This window comes from Flavobacterium kingsejongi, from assembly GCF_003076475.1.
GTDB lineage: Bacteria > Bacteroidota > Bacteroidia > Flavobacteriales > Flavobacteriaceae > Flavobacterium > Flavobacterium kingsejongi.
The window spans coordinates 4,081,747-4,099,697 of sequence record NZ_CP020919.1; the positions used below are offsets into that span (position 1 = coordinate 4,081,747).

General features: G+C 41.7%; 14 protein-coding genes. 5 read left to right on the forward strand and 9 right to left on the reverse strand.

Annotated features, from left to right (window positions below):
- The first annotated feature begins 39 nt into the window (after positions 1 to 39).
- On the forward strand, positions 40 to 4,155 hold the full coding sequence (locus FK004_RS18400) for a T9SS type A sorting domain-containing protein (protein ID WP_420358904.1): 4,116 nt from the start codon (positions 40 to 42) through the stop codon (positions 4,153 to 4,155).
- 340 nt (positions 4,156 to 4,495) lie between these two features.
- Here FK004_RS18400 and dnaB read toward each other — a convergent pair whose 3' ends face one another.
- The 7 genes from dnaB to FK004_RS18435 all read right to left on the reverse strand — a co-directional run bounded on the left by dnaB (position 4,496) and on the right by FK004_RS18435 (position 12,797).
- A complete protein-coding gene (gene dnaB, locus FK004_RS18405) occupies positions 4,496 to 6,037 on the reverse strand; it encodes a replicative DNA helicase (RefSeq protein WP_108738572.1) in 1,542 nt (513 codons plus the stop codon).
- 140 nt (positions 6,038 to 6,177) lie between these two features.
- A complete protein-coding gene (locus tag FK004_RS18410) occupies positions 6,178 to 7,131 on the reverse strand; it encodes an acetyl-CoA carboxylase carboxyltransferase subunit alpha (protein WP_108738907.1) in 954 nt (317 codons plus the stop codon).
- A 138-nt stretch (positions 7,132 to 7,269) separates the two neighbouring features.
- Positions 7,270 to 8,157 carry a DMT family transporter gene (locus FK004_RS18415; RefSeq protein WP_108738573.1) on the reverse strand — a complete coding sequence of 296 codons (888 nt, stop codon included), beginning with the start codon at positions 8,155 to 8,157 and terminating at the stop codon, positions 7,270 to 7,272.
- Positions 8,144 to 9,223, reverse strand: a complete 1,080-nt coding sequence (locus tag FK004_RS18420) for an LptF/LptG family permease (RefSeq protein ID WP_108738574.1) — start codon at positions 9,221 to 9,223, stop codon at positions 8,144 to 8,146. The genes FK004_RS18415 and FK004_RS18420 overlap by 14 nt, the downstream gene beginning before the upstream one ends.
- Before the next feature lie 80 nt (positions 9,224 to 9,303).
- On the reverse strand, positions 9,304 to 10,434 hold the full coding sequence (gene tgt / locus FK004_RS18425; protein ID WP_108738575.1) for a tRNA guanosine(34) transglycosylase Tgt: 1,131 nt from the start codon (positions 10,432 to 10,434) through the stop codon (positions 9,304 to 9,306).
- A 150-nt stretch (positions 10,435 to 10,584) separates the two neighbouring features.
- Positions 10,585 to 11,805, reverse strand: coding sequence for an MFS transporter (locus FK004_RS18430; protein ID WP_108738576.1), 1,221 nt, complete (start codon positions 11,803 to 11,805; stop codon positions 10,585 to 10,587).
- A gap of 284 nt (positions 11,806 to 12,089) precedes the next feature.
- Entirely contained in the window at positions 12,090 to 12,797 is a 708-nt protein-coding gene (locus FK004_RS18435; protein ID WP_108738577.1) for a hypothetical protein, read from the reverse strand.
- 577 nt (positions 12,798 to 13,374) lie between these two features.
- Here FK004_RS18435 and FK004_RS18440 point away from each other — a divergent pair.
- Entirely contained in the window at positions 13,375 to 14,223 is an 849-nt protein-coding gene (locus tag FK004_RS18440; protein ID WP_108738578.1) for a transketolase, read from the forward strand.
- Positions 14,224 to 14,265: 42 nt separating this feature from the next.
- Positions 14,266 to 15,219 (forward strand): transketolase family protein, encoded by a 954-nt coding sequence (locus FK004_RS18445; protein WP_108738579.1) that lies wholly within the window; start codon positions 14,266 to 14,268, stop codon positions 15,217 to 15,219.
- A gap of 77 nt (positions 15,220 to 15,296) precedes the next feature.
- On the opposite strand, the gene FK004_RS18450 is transcribed toward FK004_RS18445, so the two are convergent.
- Positions 15,297 to 16,199 carry an FKBP-type peptidyl-prolyl cis-trans isomerase gene (locus FK004_RS18450; protein ID WP_108738580.1) on the reverse strand — a complete coding sequence of 301 codons (903 nt, stop codon included), beginning with the start codon at positions 16,197 to 16,199 and terminating at the stop codon, positions 15,297 to 15,299.
- A gap of 79 nt (positions 16,200 to 16,278) precedes the next feature.
- Here FK004_RS18450 and FK004_RS18455 point away from each other — a divergent pair, with 79 nt between their 5' ends.
- On the forward strand, positions 16,279 to 16,668 hold the full coding sequence (locus FK004_RS18455) for an RNA-binding S4 domain-containing protein (protein WP_108738581.1): 390 nt from the start codon (positions 16,279 to 16,281) through the stop codon (positions 16,666 to 16,668).
- A gap of 62 nt (positions 16,669 to 16,730) precedes the next feature.
- Positions 16,731 to 17,228 (forward strand): phosphoribosyltransferase family protein, encoded by a 498-nt coding sequence (locus tag FK004_RS18460; protein ID WP_108738582.1) that lies wholly within the window; start codon positions 16,731 to 16,733, stop codon positions 17,226 to 17,228.
- On the opposite strand, the gene FK004_RS18465 is transcribed toward FK004_RS18460, so the two are convergent.
- Positions 17,225 to 17,950 (reverse strand): YqjF family protein, encoded by a 726-nt coding sequence (locus FK004_RS18465; RefSeq protein WP_108738583.1) that lies wholly within the window; start codon positions 17,948 to 17,950, stop codon positions 17,225 to 17,227. The genes FK004_RS18460 and FK004_RS18465 overlap by 4 nt on opposite strands.
- Between the last annotated feature and the right edge of the window lies 1 nt (position 17,951).

The window sequence follows — 17,951 nt, forward strand, 5'->3', positions numbered from 1 at the left end:
ACTGCTTCAGGACTTACGGCAGGTTCTTATACTGTGACTGTGACCGATGCTAATAGTTGTACTACTACACGTAATTTTACCATTACGCAACCTTCGCTACTAACGACTACAGGATCACAAACCAATGTGTCTTGTAACGGTGGTAGCAATGGTTCAGCATCTGTAACTGTTTCCGGTGGAACATCCGGTTATACGTATTCATGGTCCCCTTCCGGAGGAACTGCAGCCACGGCTACAGGGCTTACTGCAGGAACCTATACTGTTACCATTACCGATGCAAGCGGATGTACTGCAACACAAAGTTATACCCTAACAGAACCTGCTGCTTTAACCGCTACAACATCTCAAACCAATGTAAGTTGTAATTCCGGATCAAATGGGTCAGCTTCTGTTGTCGTAACAGGTGGAACAGGTGACTATACTTATGTTTGGTCTCCTACAGGTGGAACAGCAGCAACTGCTGCAGGACTTGTTGCAGGAACTTATACTTTAACAATCACTGATGAGAATGCCTGTACAATTACCCAATCGGTAACTATCACAGAGCCTGCTGCTTTAACCGCTACAACAGCTCAAACCAATGTAAGTTGTAATTCTGGATCAAACGGAACAGCTTCTGTTGTCGTAACAGGTGGAACAGGTGACTATACTTATGTTTGGTCTCCTACAGGTGGAACAGCAGCAACTGCTGCAGGACTTACTGCAGGAACTTATACTGTAACAATCACTGATGCCAATGCCTGTACAATTACCCAATCGGTAGCTATCACAGAGCCTGCTGCTTTAACCGCTACAACAGCTCAAACCAATGTAAGTTGTAATTCCGGATCAAACGGAACAGCTTCTGTTGTCGTAACAGGTGGAACAGGTGACTATACTTATGTTTGGGCTCCTACGGGTGGAACAGCAGCTACTGCTACTGGACTTACTGCAGGAACTTACACTGTAACAATCACTGATGAGAATGCCTGTACAATTACCCAATCGGTAACTATCACAGAGCCTGCTGCTTTAACCGCTACAACAGCTCAAACCAATGTAAGTTGTAATTCTGGATCAAACGGAACAGCTTCCGCTGTCGTAACAGGTGGAACAGGTGACTATACTTATGTTTGGGCTCCTACGGGTGGAACAGCAGCTACTGCTACTGGACTTACTGCAGGAACTTACACTGTAACAATCACTGATGCCAATGCCTGTACAATTACCCAATCGGTAACTATAACAGAGCCTGCTGCTTTAACGGCTACAACAGCTCAAACCAATGTAAGTTGTAATTCTGGATCAAACGGATCAACTTCGGTTGTAGCAACGGGTGGAACAGGTGACTATACTTATGTTTGGTCTCCTACGGGTGGAACAGCAGCTACTGCTACTGGACTTACTGCAGGAACTTACACTGTAACAATCACTGATGAGAATGCTTGTACAGTTACCCAATCGGTAACCATTACAGAGCCTGCTGCTTTAACCGCTACAACAGCTCAAACCAATGTAAGTTGTAATTCTGGATCAAACGGATCAGCTTCGGTTGTCGTAACAGGTGGAACAGGTGACTATACTTATGTTTGGTCTCCTACGGGTGGAACAGCAGCTACTGCTACTGGACTTACTGCAGGAACTTACACTGTAACAATCACTGATGAGAATGCTTGTACAGTTACCCAATCAGTAACCATTACTGCACCAACAGCAATTACTGCTACAACGGCTCAAACTAATGTAAGCTGTAATGCCGGTACTAACGGATCAGCTTCTGTTGTAGCAACGGGTGGAACAGCTCCTTACACGTATGCCTGGTCTCCTACGGGTGGAACAGCCGCTACTGCTACTGGACTTACTGCTGGAACTTACACCGTAACAATCACTGATGAGAATGCTTGTACAGTTACCCAATCGGTAACCATTACTGCACCAACAGCAATTACTGCTACAACATCTCAGACTAATGTAAGCTGTAATGCCGGTACTAACGGATCAGCTTCTGTTGTAGCAACGGGTGGAACAACTCCTTACACGTATGCCTGGTCTCCTTCGGGTGGAACAGCCGCTACTGCTACTGGACTTACTGCTGGAACTTACACCGTAATAATCACTGATGCGAATGCGTGTTCGATTACCAAATCGGTAACCATTACTGCACCAACAGCAATTACTGCTACAACGGCTCAGACTAATGTAAGCTGTAATGCCGGTACTAACGGAACAGCTTCGGTTGTAGCAACGGGTGGTACAGCGCCTTATACGTATGCCTGGTCTCCTTCGGGTGGAACAGCTGCTACAGCTACAGGACTTACTGCTGGAACTTACACTGTAACAATAACTGATGCGAATGGGTGTTCAATTACCAAATCGGTAACCATTACAGCACCAGCGGCAATTACTGCTACAATATCTCAGACTAATGTAAGCTGTAATGCCGGTACTAACGGATCAGCTTCGGTTGTAGCAACAGGTGGGACAGCTCCTTACACGTATGCCTGGTCTCCTTCGGGTGGAACAGCGGCTACTGCTACTGGACTTACTGCTGGAACTTACACTGTAACAATCACTGATGCGAATGCTTGTTCAATTACCAAATCGGTAACCATTACAGCACCAACAGCAATTACTGCTACAACATCTCAGACTAATGTAAGCTGTAATGCCGGTACTAACGGATCAGCTTCGGTTGTAGCAACAGGTGGTACAGCTCCTTACACGTATGCCTGGTCTCCTTCGGGTGGAACAGCGGCTACCGCCGCTACAGGACTTACTGCTGGAACTTACACTGTAACAATCACTGATGCGAATGCTTGTTCAATTACCAAATCGGTAACCATTACTGCACCAACAGCAATTACTGCTACAACGGCTCAGACTAATGTAAGCTGTAATGCCGGTACTAACGGAACAGCTTCGGTTGTAGCAACGGGTGGTACAGCGCCTTATACGTATGCCTGGTCTCCTTCGGGTGGAACAGCTGCTACAGCTACAGGACTTACTGCTGGAACTTACACTGTAACAATCACTGATGCTAATGCTTGTTCAATTACCAAATCGGTAACAATTACAGCACCAGCAGCAATTACTGCTACAACATCTCAGACTAATGTAAGCTGTAATGCCGGTACTAACGGATCAGCTTCTGTTGTAGCAACGGGTGGAACAGCGCCTTATACGTATGCCTGGTCTCCTACGGGTGGAACAGCTGCTACAGCTACAGGACTTACTGCTGGAACTTACACGGTTACAATCACTGACGCTAATGCTTGTTCAATTACCCAAACGGTAACCATTACTGAACCAACGGCCATTTTTATCAATTCTCAACCTGGAAATAGCAGTACTACTTATGGTGGTACAACAACCTTTGTTATTGTTGCAGTTAATGAAACTAGCTTCCAATGGCAATCGAGTACTGACGGAGGAACAACATGGACCCCAATTGTAAACGGAGGAACTAATCCAACGTATTCCGGTGCTACTACAGCGACACTTACCTTAACAGGTGTTGTCACTGCCAACAACGGAACGCTGTACCGTGTTCTTTTAGCCACGGGTACTTGTGCTGCTAATGCTTCTGGATCAGCATCACTTACAGTAACCAATAGTGTAGTTGCTACTGATGATGATTTCACAGCGACTCAGATTTACGCAGGTACAGGTGGTGTATTTGGAAATGTATTAACCAATGATCTTTACAATAATAGCCCAGCTGTTGCAAATCAGGTTACACTTTCCGTTACTAATGATGGTGGCCTTACCGGAGTTACTCTTGATGCCAATGGCAATCTGGCTGCTCCGGCATCTGCAACACAAGGAACCTACACCATAACGTATACCGCTTGTGATGCAACAACTGCAAATAATTGTGATACAGCTACTGTAACGGTTACTGTATTGCCTACACTGGGTGTACCTACTTTTACAGATGCTTCTATCAGCCTCTATCCGAATCCTGCGATTTCAAAAGTGTATATTAAAGTGGCGAATATCGCGCTTTACAACAACATGAAAGTCGTAGTGTACGATATGAATGGAAGACAGCTTATCGTTCAGACATTAAATGCCAGCGAAAATACAATCGATATCGATCGATTCGCCAGCGGAACCTATCTGTTCACAATTACTTCAGACACTGCTAAAATCACTAAAAGAGTAATCAAGCAGTAAAATTAATTACGCATAACAACAGAAATGCCGGATGAATTATCATCCGGCATTTTTTTTACTTGTAATTTATGTGATAGCTTTTCTTCCGGATTAAAAACAGAACATCACTACCCCTATTACTACTATTCTTATTATTTCCAAAAGCATTATAAGCCGATTTATAGCGATCAATTGGCCAGCGAGACTATCGTTCACAATTACTTCAGACAATGCTAAAATTACTACAGGAGGGATCAAGCACTACAATTGAGTATATATAATAACAGAAATGCCGGATGATAATTCACCCGGCATTTTTTATATCTCCAATTTATGTAATAGCATCCGTTACTGCTCCGGATTAAAACGGAACATCGCTATCATCATCAATACTATTCATATTACTGCCAAAGGCATCGTTTGCCGAAGGTAGGTTTTTAGTGATAAATGGATTCTCATCATGATTCATTTTTGATGGCAGGTCATTAAAGTCCCCATTAAATTCTTCAAGGTTATCAAATTTACCCAGGTTACCGATAAATTTCAAACGGATATTATCCAAACCACCATTCCTGTGTTTCGCCACAATAAACTCTGCCTGTCCTTGTGTTGGGGTATGCTCATCATCATCCCACTCATCAATTTTATAATATTCCGGACGGTAGATAAAGGATACGATATCCGCATCCTGCTCAATCGCTCCCGATTCACGAAGGTCAGAAAGCAGTGGTCGTTTACTCGATCCACGGGTCTCTACCGCACGTGATAACTGTGAAAGTGCAATCACGGGAACACTAAGTTCCTTCGCGAGTGCCTTAAGGTTTCGGGAAATGGTCGAGATTTCCTGCTCACGGTTTCCGCCCCCTTTACTTCCCCCCGCAGTCATCAGCTGGAGGTAGTCAATTACAATAAGTTTAATTCCGTGTTGGGAGGCGAGACGCCTTGCCTTGGCACGTAAATCAAAAATAGACAACGACGGGGTATCATCAATAAAAAGCGGAGCCTTTTCCAGGTCTTTCACTTTGATACTCAATTGCTCCCACTCGTGTTTTTCTAATTTTCCTGTACGGAGTTTCTCCGAAGACAATCCGGTTTCAGACGAAATCAAACGGGTAATCAACTGTACAGAGGACATCTCCAGGGAGAATAGTGCTACGGGATGATTTCCATCAATCGCAACGTTACGGGCCATGGATAGTACGAATGCTGTTTTCCCCATACCAGGACGGGCTGCAATAATGATCAAGTCACTCGGCTGCCAACCTGAAGTCAGCTTATCGAGCTTGTCAAATCCTGTCGCAATCCCACTGAGGCCTTCTTTATTAGCGATTTCTTCAATTCGCTTTTTCGCCTGAATCACCAAACTCTGTGCGGTCTCTGAACTTCGCTTAATATTACCCTGCGTTACCTCATACAATTTAGATTCTGCCTTATCAAGCAGGTCAAAAACATCGGTAGCATCATCATAGGATTCCTCAATAATTTCCGAAGAAATTTTAATAAGGCTGCGCTGAATGAATTTCTGCAATATAATACGCGAGTGAAATTCGATATGCGCGGAAGATGAAATTTTCTGGGTCAGCTGGATCAGGTAAAAATCACCGCCGGCAAGTTCCAGTTTTGCATTCTTCCGAAGCTGGGAAGAAACTGTTAATAAGTCAATAGGTTGTGAATCGTTGAAAAGCTGTACTACAGCCTCAAAAATATGCTTGTGTGCCTCTTTGTAAAAGGCTTCGGGTTGTAAAATATCGATTACCTCATCTACCCCTTTTTTATCAATCATCATTGCGCCGAGTACGGCTTCTTCAAGGTCGAGTGCCTGGGGCGGCAGCTTTCCTTTTTCCAGGTTGATGATCGCAGATTTATCTGTTCGTACCGGGTTTAAATTCTTGAGATTTTCCATAATGCGAAAGTAACCATAAAATAAAAAATTTACTTCTTTTATTGTCAGCTACTTATGTTGATAACTAATTAATTATTGTTTATAACCAAAAAAAAATCCGAAACCAAAGGGCTTCGGATTGAGTATAAAATTGTAAGGTTTTACTCTTTAAATTCGCCCATCTTACTGTATTTGTCCATTCTTTGAGCGATTAACTTCTCTGTTGATAAGTCTTTCAGTTCATTGAATCCTTTCAATACATATTCCTGTACTGATTTGAAAGTAGTTTCCCGGTCAAAATGAGCGCCACCAAGAGGCTCCGGAATAATATCATCAATCAGTTTTTGTTTTTTCATATCAAAAGAAGTCAGTTTCAGAGCTTCGGCAGCCTGTTCTTTGAATTCCCAACTTCTCCATAAGATGGAGGAGCAGGATTCAGGAGAAATTACAGAATACCAGGTATTTTCCAACATGTAAACTTTATCCCCTACGCCTATTCCCAATGCACCACCGGAAGCACCTTCACCCACAATAACAGTGATAATTGGTGTTTTTAGGCGGATCATTTCAAAAATATTACGCGCAATAGCTTCGCCCTGTCCTCTTTCCTCAGCTTCTAATCCAGGATAGGCTCCGGGAGTATCGATTAAGGTTAAAACCGGGATACCAAATTTCTCTGCCATTTTCATCAAGCGTAATGCTTTACGATATCCTTCCGGATTGGCCATACCAAAATTACGGTACTGACGGGTTTTGGTATTGTAGCCTTTTTGCTGGCCGACAATCATAAAAGACTGTCCTCCAATTTTGCCCAATCCACCAATCATGGCTTTGTCGTCTTTAAAGTTACGATCCCCGAAAAGTTCCAGGAATGTATCACCACAAAGAGCCCTAACGTGATCCATGGTGTAAGGACGGCCCGGATGCCTGGACATCTGAACACGTTGCCATGCTGTAAGGTTTTTATATATTTTCTTTTTTGTTTCTTCTAGTTTTTTTTCAATCTGTTTACAAGTCTGGGTAACGTCAACATCTGACTCCTGACCAATAACCTGACACTTGTCCAATTGGTCTTCAAGTTCTTTTATTGGAAGTTCAAAATCTAAATATTCCATATGATTTTGCATTATTTTGTTTAAGTTCGAAGCGCAAAGATAAAATTTTCAATCGAGAATGGAAGTTAAATTTTAAAACTTTTACCGGATTACCCTAAGTCTAATGCATTATAACCACAGCTACCCCGCTATTGCATATTATGCAACAGCTTTCTTTTTGTAGTTCTTAATAATTACATTCATGATGACGGTCGAAAGGATGACCAGAGCACCGATATAAAACTCAAAACTCATTTTTTCTTTACCCGGAAAAAACAGTACCGCCAGCGTAATCCCATAAACGGGCTCCAGGTTAATGGTAAGCATTACGGTGTAAGGGCTTATGAATTTCATTACTTTCACCGATCCGATAAAAGCATAGGCCGTACAGATAGAGCTCAGTAGTAATAACCATCCCCAGTCGGAGGCGGTCAGCGTAAAAAAATCTGCAGAAAACCCACCGGTACACAGTAGAAAAATACTTAGAAAAAGTACTCCTCCTGCAATTTCATAAAAGGAAATCAAGGACGGGTTATAGGTTTTTGCAAATGTCCCGTTGATGATCGAAAATGATGCTGATAAAAAGGCGGAAGTCAGCGCCAGGGCTATGCCTTCTATATATTTCGTCTCCACCTTAAAAATAATGCCAAGGCCAATGACCACAATAACACCAAAAAGCACTTCATACCAAATCACTTTCTTTTTATAAAAAAGTGGCTCCAGCAGCGCTGTAAAAAAAGCACCTGTCGAAATACATGCCAGCGTTACCGATACATTAGAGACTTTGATCGCCATAAAAAAGGTGAGCCAGTGCAGTGCAATGACCAATCCCGCAATCAGCAATCCAACAACAGTACGCAAAGGAATGCGTAGTGGTATTTTCTTAAAGTACACATACAGCGCAATGAAAACCACAGCAAGTGACATTCTAAACCATACTAAAGGCAAGGCATCCAGTGAAATTAAAGCACCCAGTATTGCCGTAAATCCCCAAATAAATACAATAAGATGCAATTGAAGATAGCTTTTTAAATTATCGTTTGGCATTTCGTAGAAGATAGATAGCCAGCAATCCGAAAGTAAAATTAGGAATCCAGACTGCAATTATAGGTGGGAAACTGGACTTTTCGGCCATCGTTCCAAATATTTTATCAAAGAATATAAAGGTAAAGGCCAGTCCTATCCCTAAGGCCAGGTTAATTCCCATTCCACCCCTTCTTTTCATCGAAGATACCGAAACCGCAATAATGGTCAGGATGAATGCCGAAACCGGAATACTGTATTTTTTGTATTTTACAACCCGGTAGGTATTAATATTGGAAGATCCCCTTTCGCGTTCCTTTTCGATAAACTTATCCAATTCGGTAATCGAAAGTGTTTCTGCAATATAGATCACCGGAGTAAGATCGTCGAGGTCAAAGGCAAAAACGGTATCTTTTGAAGGTACATTTACAATAAGCGTATCATCAAGATCCCCAACTTTCCTTTTGGTAAAGTTTGTCAGGGTGTAAATACTATCTTTGGGATTGAATTTAATGCGGGAGGCCTGCACTTTGTATTTCAGTACGCCTTTTTCAAATTTTTCCATCGTAAAGTCATTCCCGATTTTGGTCACGGGATTAAAACTTTTTACGTGGATGAATTCATCGTCGCCAATCTGCTTGAATACATCCGAGTTTTCCCGGACTTCCGCATTCTTTTTGAGATACGTATACCGAAAATCATTAAAGCCCTGGCTGGCATTTGGCACTAGGAAGAACCCCATAATCAGCGCAAAGATCGAAATCAGCGTCGCACCGACAATATAAGGCCGCAAAAACCTCGTAAAAGAGATTCCCGAACTTAAAATCGCAATGATTTCGGTATTATTGGCTAACTTGGAGGTAAACCAGATTACGGAAAGGAATAAGAAAATTGGGAACAACAGGTTGGCAAAATAAATCGTAAAATCCAGGTAATATTTGGCCACAGCCAAAAATGGGACTTTGGCTTCCAGTATTTTATTGATTTTTTCAGAAACGTCAATTACAATTCCAATCGGTATAAAGAGTAATAACATCACGGAAAAGGTCGCGAGGTATCGCTTCAGAATGTATAAATCGATTTTCTTCATGTTACTTTTGTTACTATTACCGGTAGCCCTATGTCAAATATTTCTGCTGCTTTTACGCTATTCCCAATCGATTCGTGATCTTACAGCCTTTTATCCATTTGTTTTACCATCATTTCCTTCCACACCCTGAAATCTCCGCCAATGATATGCTTTCTCGCTTCACGAACAAGCCACATATAGAATCCAAGATTGTGAATGGTCGCAATTTGTTTTCCAAGGTATTCATTGGCTGCAAAAAGGTGCCTCAGGTACGCCTTAGAATATTCACGGTCTACAAAAGTAGTTCCGTTTTCATCCAATGGAGAAAAATCATCTTCCCATTTTCTGTTTTTGATATTAATGGTTCCGTGTGCTGTAAATAACATTCCGTTTCTGGCATTACGCGTCGGCATAACACAGTCGAACATATCCACGCCCAATGCGATATTTTCCAAAATATTAATCGGTGTTCCCACACCCATCAGGTATCTTGGTTTGTCTTCCGGCAAGATATCACATACCACTTCTGTCATGGCATACATTTCTTCTGCAGGTTCCCCTACCGATAATCCACCGATAGCATTCCCCTGTTGCCCGGAGTTGGCAATATATTCTGCAGACTGCATGCGCAGGTCTTTATAGGTACTTCCCTGTACAATCGGGAAAAAAGTCTGTTCATAGCCATATTTAAATGGCAATTTTTCCAAATGATTGATACAACGGTCCAGCCATCTGTGGGTCATGTGCATCGAACGTTGTGCATACCGGTAATCACAAGGATAAGGTGTACACTCGTCAAAGGCCATGATGATATCGGCTCCGATAGTACGTTGGATTTCCATTACATTTTCCGGTGTAAAAAAGTGATACGAACCGTCAATGTGCGATTTGAACTTCACTCCTTCTTCCTTAATTTTACGATTGGCGGATAGTGAATACACCTGGTAGCCTCCCGAATCAGTAAGGATATTACGATCCCAGTTCATGAACTTGTGCAGTCCACCAGCCTTCTCCAGAATTTCAGTTTTCGGCCGAAGATAAAGATGGTAGGTGTTTCCCAGAATAATATCCGGATTGATTTCTTCTTTTAATTCCCGCTGGTGTACGCCCTTAACAGAAGCCACTGTACCAACAGGCATAAAAATAGGCGTTTCAATAACACCGTGATCCGTAGTAATCGCGCCCGCTCTTGCTTTGGTATGCGGGTCTTTCGTAACAAAATCGAACTTCATAATAGCTTTTTACAGTCGGCAAAGATAAGTTAAATGTAAATTACGAATTGTGAATTCTACATTAAAATTATTATAAGTCCCTAATTTGTTCGCTATTGGCAGAAAGCCAGTATCTTTTCGACACTTTACTTTCCCCGGCAGCATCTCGCTTTATGTTGCGACTGTTTCTGCTTTCATTTTTTGCATCACAAAATAAAATCCTAAAGCAATGAACAGGCTCAGTATTCCCGTCCCATACCAAAGGGTATCAAAACCATAATGAGCGGCGATTTTTGTCCCTACAAAAGGCGATATAATATGTGCTACCGAATAAGACAGCGCACTGAATCCCATATAAGCACCACGATTGGAAACAACTGAACGCCTTACGGTTATAGTAGCGATAAACGGCATCGCCAGGATTTCCGAAATGCAAAGCACAAACATAGAGCCATACAACACCCACTGCCCTCCTCCTATATTCAGCATCACAAAAGACATCCCACACAGTAAAGTCCCAAAAATAATAATCTGTGCAGGTGACATTTTACGATCTGCAATATGAACCAAAAGCATTTCGAGTGCAAAAACGACAATTCCACTAAAAGCCAGGATAATACCAATATCGGCTTCAGTCATCTTATGCACTTCACGATAAAACAACGGCAGGGTGCTCAGCAGTTGAAAAAAACAAATTGCATACAGGGAACACAAAACATTAAAGGCTATAAATAACTTATCCTTATAAGGAGACCGTGCTTTGGTATCGGTTGCTGCATCTTCCTTATGCAAAACACGTTCGTTCCCTTTACGGTTGCGGAAGTAAAAATAAAACAGGCAACCTGCCATAAAAGCCACCATTCCATTTCCATAAAAAAGCCAACTGTAGGAGATGAGTGCCAACGCCCCACCCAAAGCCGGCCCGATCGAAAACCCAAGATTAATTGCCATCCGGTTCAGCGAAAAGGCGCGGGTGATATTTTCAGGCTTGGCATAATAAGCAACCGATACGGAATTCGCAGGACGAAACGTATCGGTAATAATACTTAAGATAAATACACCGAGCGCCAAAGAAAGCACAGTAGTAAACAAGGGCAGCAGTAAAAATGCCGGAACAGAAACAAACAAGCTGAGTGCCTGGGTACGAAAGTGGCCAAAGCGATCTGTCAGCCATCCGCCAAGCCAGGAACCGATAACAGCGCCCACACCATAACAACTCAATACAATCCCGGTATCTTCCATTTCGAAATGCAACGATTGTGTCATGTAGATACCCAGAAAAGGCAGTACCATAGCCCCACTCCTATTAATAAATATGACCAAAGCAAGCATCCATGCCGGCTGGGATAATCCCCGGTAAGAATCCAAATAGAGCTGTATGAATTTTTTCATAAATAATAATAATTAGCAATATGGTTTTATTTCTGAAGGCAAGTGCAAAAATATCACTTTTAGCACAATTCATTCAAATAATATAACATTATTTTATGTCGTATAACGAGTTGGGTCAACCAATATATAGCATTAGCGACAATCAGAAAAATACGTATTGATTCCAGATAGCGAAAACATGCACATCAATTGGAACTTATAATAATACAGATAGTAGTGTGGGGGGAACTATCATAAAAGGGGGGATTCTTATGACACTAAAAGCAAAGAAGGGGATTTTTTGCTTAAAAACGGTATTGTTTCACTTTTACAAACTGCAGTGAACACAGTCCATATTGTTTGCGGACATCATCAATTAGCTGCGCTACAATATCCTGTAACTGACGGTATTTATCAAGCCTTTCAAAATAATTGTGCTTAGCGACCAGGTAGGCATCCCTTACAGCATTATTCGCTGCGACAGCATCATTATGCAAAGCAATCAACTGTGAAATCTTTATGGCCGGATGGGAAGGCTTATACTGTGACCGTAATTGGATCAGTTTTGCCACAAGATCTGAAAAAAGCCGGGTTTGCACCTGATAAGCATGAAAAGCATTTCGCATTAGGGTTTCATCTGTTGTCGCTCCTGGCTTTCGTCTCCTGTTGCTTCGCATTTCAACAATAATCATCTCTACTGAGACCGCTTCTCTACTATCTTTCCCAAAGAGAGCCTTCACCTGTACATTTATTTTTACCACCACTTTGTTAATTGAATTTTCTGATTTATTCAAAAATTTGGTAATGCGCAATTCTACTGCTTTGACATAAGATTCTTTTATCGGATCGATCCGGACATTCAGCTTCCTGATTTCTTCCAATACTTCCGCAAGGGGACGGGTTATTTTTTGCGGGTTTTCCGACCCGGATTTTCCAAACGAGACGACCGTTTCCAGCAGGTTTTCTGCCTTGTCAAGCTCGGATTCGTATTCCATTTTCAGTAAAAACTCCATAAGCGTGTAACAAATTAAGTGTTAATATTATCGCAAAATAAAGCAAAAATTGCGACATTCGTGTTATAAAAATACATTTTAGAATATTTTTTGTTTATTAAAAACAAACTCCGGTTTTTTCCTCACATAAAACTTTTCTTTTTATCCCATCTTTTTCGGCAGCATTTCTATTTGATATTCAGCATTTCTATTCCGTAAAACCAAATGCATATCCTGCTTTAGTATGAAAACGATCCCTTGCTACACTTTGTCCTGACACCAAAAATAGATACCGCTTTTTAAATCCCAAAAGCATCACGACACAACCGGATACGCAATTACAATCCCTTTTATCAGTCATATTTAGAACAACACAAATTCCATTAAGAGGAAGAATCACGGTTATAATTAGTTGTCCTGAATACTTTTACCATTTTCAGCCTGACTTAATACGCCCATTAGCTGTAGTTTAGAAAATAACGAACGCCCACAGCGCAATCGTTTTATTGATGCAAACTTTTGCAAAATCTAAAAATCCAATCATCCAAAAATCGAAATATCTGATTATCTTTGCGCCAGTTTAAATTTAACATACGAAATGAAACCTAACACACAACAATTAAACGACTTAACAATCCAGGTGCGAAGAGATATTCTTCGAATGGTTCACGCAGTTAATTCCGGGCACCCGGGAGGATCACTGGGGTGTACTGAATTTCTTGTAGCCCTTTACCAAAATCTTATGGACCGTAAAGAAGGTTTTGATATGGACGGAAAAGACGAAGACCTGTTCTTCCTTTCCAACGGCCATATCTCTCCTGTTTTTTACAGCGTACTGGCAAGAAGCGGTTATTTTCCAGTTTCAGAACTGGCAACATTCCGTCACATCAACTCCAGGCTTCAGGGACACCCAACGACTCACGAAGGGCTTCCTGGCGTTCGTATAGCTTCTGGTTCATTAGGACAGGGATTGTCTGTTGCTATTGGTGCAGCTCAGGCCAAAAAATTAAATAACGACAACCATTTAATCTATAGCCTTCATGGCGATGGTGAATTACAGGAAGGTCAAAACTGGGAAGCAATCATGTATGCTTCTGCAAAAAAAGTAGACAATATCATCGCTACAATCGACCTTAACGGAAAACAGATTGACGGTTCTACCGACGAAGTGCTTCCAATGGGATCGATAAAAGCAAAATTCGAAGCTTTTGACTGGGATGTACTGGAAATCAAAGAAGGAAACAATATCGAAGCAATCATCGCAGGTATGACCGATGCAAAATCGAGAACTGGAAAAGGAAAACCGGTTTGTGTACTGTTGCATACCGAAATGGGTAATGGTGTAGATTTTATGATGTACAGCCATGCATGGCACGGAAAAGCGCCAAATGACGAACAATTGGAAAAAGCATTTACACAGAACGCTGCCACATTAGGTGATTACTAAAATTATATTTGGTGCCTGCACTAAATAGCTCAAAAACATACCATGAAAAAATATACAAATACAGGAAATAAAGATACCCGTTCTGGTTTTGGAGCGGGATTGACCGAACTGGGACAAAAAAACGAAAATGTAGTAGCCCTTTGCGCCGATTTGATTGGCTCACTGAAAATGGATGATTTCAAAAAGAATCACCCGGAACGTTTTTTCCAGATTGGAATTGCAGAAGCAAATATGATCGGAATCGCAGCAGGACTTACTATTGGCGGAAAAATTCCTTTTACCGGGACTTTCGCTAACTTTTCTACCGGAAGGGTTTACGACCAGATCCGTCAATCGGTTGCCTATTCTGACAAAAACGTAAAAATCTGTGCTTCACATGCCGGACTTACATTAGGAGAAGATGGTGCCACACACCAAATTTTAGAAGATATCGGATTGATGAAAATGCTTCCGGGAATGACGGTAATCAACACTTGTGATTACAATCAGACCAAAGCCGCTACCATGGCTATTGCAGACCACCACGGCCCTGTATACCTTCGTTTCGGACGTCCAAGCGTTCCTAATTTTACACCAGAAAATGGTACATTTGAAATCGGTAAAGCGGTAGTATTAAATGAAGGAACTGATGTTACGATCGTAGCCACCGGACATTTGGTTTGGGAAGCTCTGGTTGCAGCAGAAGCTTTAGAAGCACAGGGAATTTCAGCAGAAGTAATCAACATACACACCATAAAGCCACTGGACGAAGCAGCGATCCTGAAATCAGTTGCCAAAACCGGATGCCTTGTTACTGCAGAAGAGCACAACATACTGGGTGGATTAGGCGAAAGCGTTGCACGAGTATTATCCCTGAACCAACCTGCTCCACAGGAATTTGTAGCCGTAAATGACAGCTTCGGAGAATCAGGAACACCAGATCAACTGATGGAGAAATACAAATTGAACAACAAAGCGATTTTTGAAGCCGCTGAAAAAGTGATCAAAAGAAAGTAATTTCCACGATACATAAACTAAAAAAGCCATTCCTGAGGAATGGCTTTTTTTATGGAAATCTATTTTTTTATTTGCGCTTAATGGCAGGAAGGATCCAGGTGTTTTTTCAGTCCTGTAGTGGTTCCATTACAGTCTAATATAGCGTCATAAGATGCTGGCAACTCTCCATTGATCTTGATCTCTACTACGGTTAGTACACCGTCATTGTCATCATCGATATCCAGGTAGTTTGGCGTTCCATCACCATCGGAATCATAATCCTCGATAGGATCTTCACCCGGAGCCGGAGAAGGGTTTACCTCATCTTTGGTCAATACCCCATCTTTATCATCATCTACATATTTTACACTGTAGAATTTAAAGCTGAATACCAAAGGAGAATAGGATGGAATATTAGACACTACAGAATTGTAGTAGCCTAAACCGGAAGGCAGAAACATTACTCCTGCACCGAAATTTTCAAAAGCTGGAGGATTAGGATTATTTTCTGATTCATCGATAAGATTGCCCGCTTTAAATAATGGGAATATTTCGGTCCATCCCCTGATTACAGATTGCAATGACAAAAAGCCTTGTGGGAATGGGCTGTAATCAAATTGGGTCCCGTTTAAAAGGGTTCCTTTATAAGAAGCCAAAACCTGGTCGAATTTTGTCGGGCTATCTCCGGTACCTTCCCTGAATTTCAGGTAGTATACTTTATAAGTGATATCATGCAGGGCAACACTTTTGAAGGTCAGATTTGGCATATCCCAAATCGTTGGCTGACCCGTGGTAGCAGGAGTATCTGTAAATGTAGTATTAAAATCTGCATCAACGGTAACATAGTGTGTCTGCAGGTACGTTTCCAGTGCGGCAATATCAGTAGCATACTGGACAGCATAATCTCTTGGCGGTTCAACGGCTCCGTCATCATCCTTTTTACAGGAAAAAGTTGTGGCGGATACTATTAGTACAACCAAAAACAATTTAATTTTGTTCATTATTATAAAATTTTGGAGTGCAAGATACAATTTTGATTTATTTTTGTATTAGTTATTAACGTTCATTTTTTAAAATAGTATGAGGATCGATAAATATTTGTGGTGCGTCAGGTATTACAAAACCAGGAATATAGCCACTGAAGCCTGCAAGAAAGGACACATGACCGTTAACGGCCAAACAGCGAAGCCCTCCCGGGAGGTATTTCCTACGGATAAAATCACGCTGCGCAAAGATCAGATTACCTATACCCTCACTGTACTGGATATCCCCGCCAATCGTGTAGGCCCGAAACTGGTCGATATGTACCGGAAAGACGAAACCCCGGCCGACGCTTTTGCACATCTGGAATTGTTACGCCTCTCCAAGGAACATTACCGTGCACAAGGCACCGGAAGGCCAACCAAAAAAGACCGTCGTGACCTGGATGAATACGGCAACAGTAGTGACGATGACGACGATTTGGACTAAGCCCGCAACAGGCCACTATCCATTCGTAAAATAAATTCCTATCTTTGACAAAACAAAAAACAATGACTAAAAACATCATATTAACCCATCAGGAAATAGAGCATAAAATCAAGCGAATTGCATACCAGATCTATGAGACATTTATTGATGAAGAAGAGATTGTAATTGCAGGAATCAAAAACAGCGGTTATACGTTTGCCACCAAAATAGCAGCAGCCCTGGAAAAAATTTCTGATTTAAAAATCATCCTTTGTGCTGTGGAAATCGACAAAAATAATCCGGCATCACCAATTATCACGTCGCTGACCAAAGAGCAATACGAAAACAAAGGGCTAATTTTGGTAGATGATGTATTGAACTCCGGAACTACCTTGGTCTATGGCGTACGTCATTTCTTGGATGTGCCACTGAAAAAATTTAAAACAGCGGTTTTAGTAGACCGTAACCATAAAAAATATCCTGTAAAAGCAGATTTTAAGGGCATTTCCCTTTCTACTTCCCTACAGGAACATGTACAGGTCGTTTTTGAAGGTAATGAAGATTACGCTTACCTGAGTTAGGACAACACTTCCCTATCCCAGGCGATCACCTGTACCCCTTCTGAATAATGCATTAAATCCGGAACCTTTCCTTCCAGATTTAATGCATTTATTATATACTTACTATCGAACTTATCCATCCGGACATTTCGCAATTCCCATTCTTTATGATGGATCTGGTAGCGGTATAATTTACCATTCCGTTCCAGGTAGAGCGAATATCGCTCGGTCAGGAAACGGTCAAGACCGGTTTTAACGACAATAACCTCCTGAATTTCATATTCGGCACTGAACCGGAAATCCTGCAGTTTGTTTTGGGAAGTATATCCTTTCGGAGTACGCACCATTGTTGATTTTTTATACGGAAGCCCGGAAAGCATACGCGATAAAAAGGCGGACAACGACTTTTCAGCTTCTATACTAATAAAGAAAACTCCGGGTTTGCCCTCATAGGTAACATAAGTCCTGAGGTTAATTTCATGAAAATCGGAAACAAAGGCTAATGAGGGCAGGTATTTCGGGCGTATTTTCTGCATTGTAAACGGTACCAGGGAAATATAGGCCTTACCTTCATACAAATCGACCTCAAGATTGGACGGCACCAAAGACTGCAGCAATTCCAATGGAACCTCCCAATGAAAGAAAAGGGCATTGTTCCATTCCTGATAATAACTCCAGCCGGTAGTGGGCAGTTCCCAGGGTCGGTGTGTGGTCTGTTGCAACAATTCAGCAATGGTTCCCATA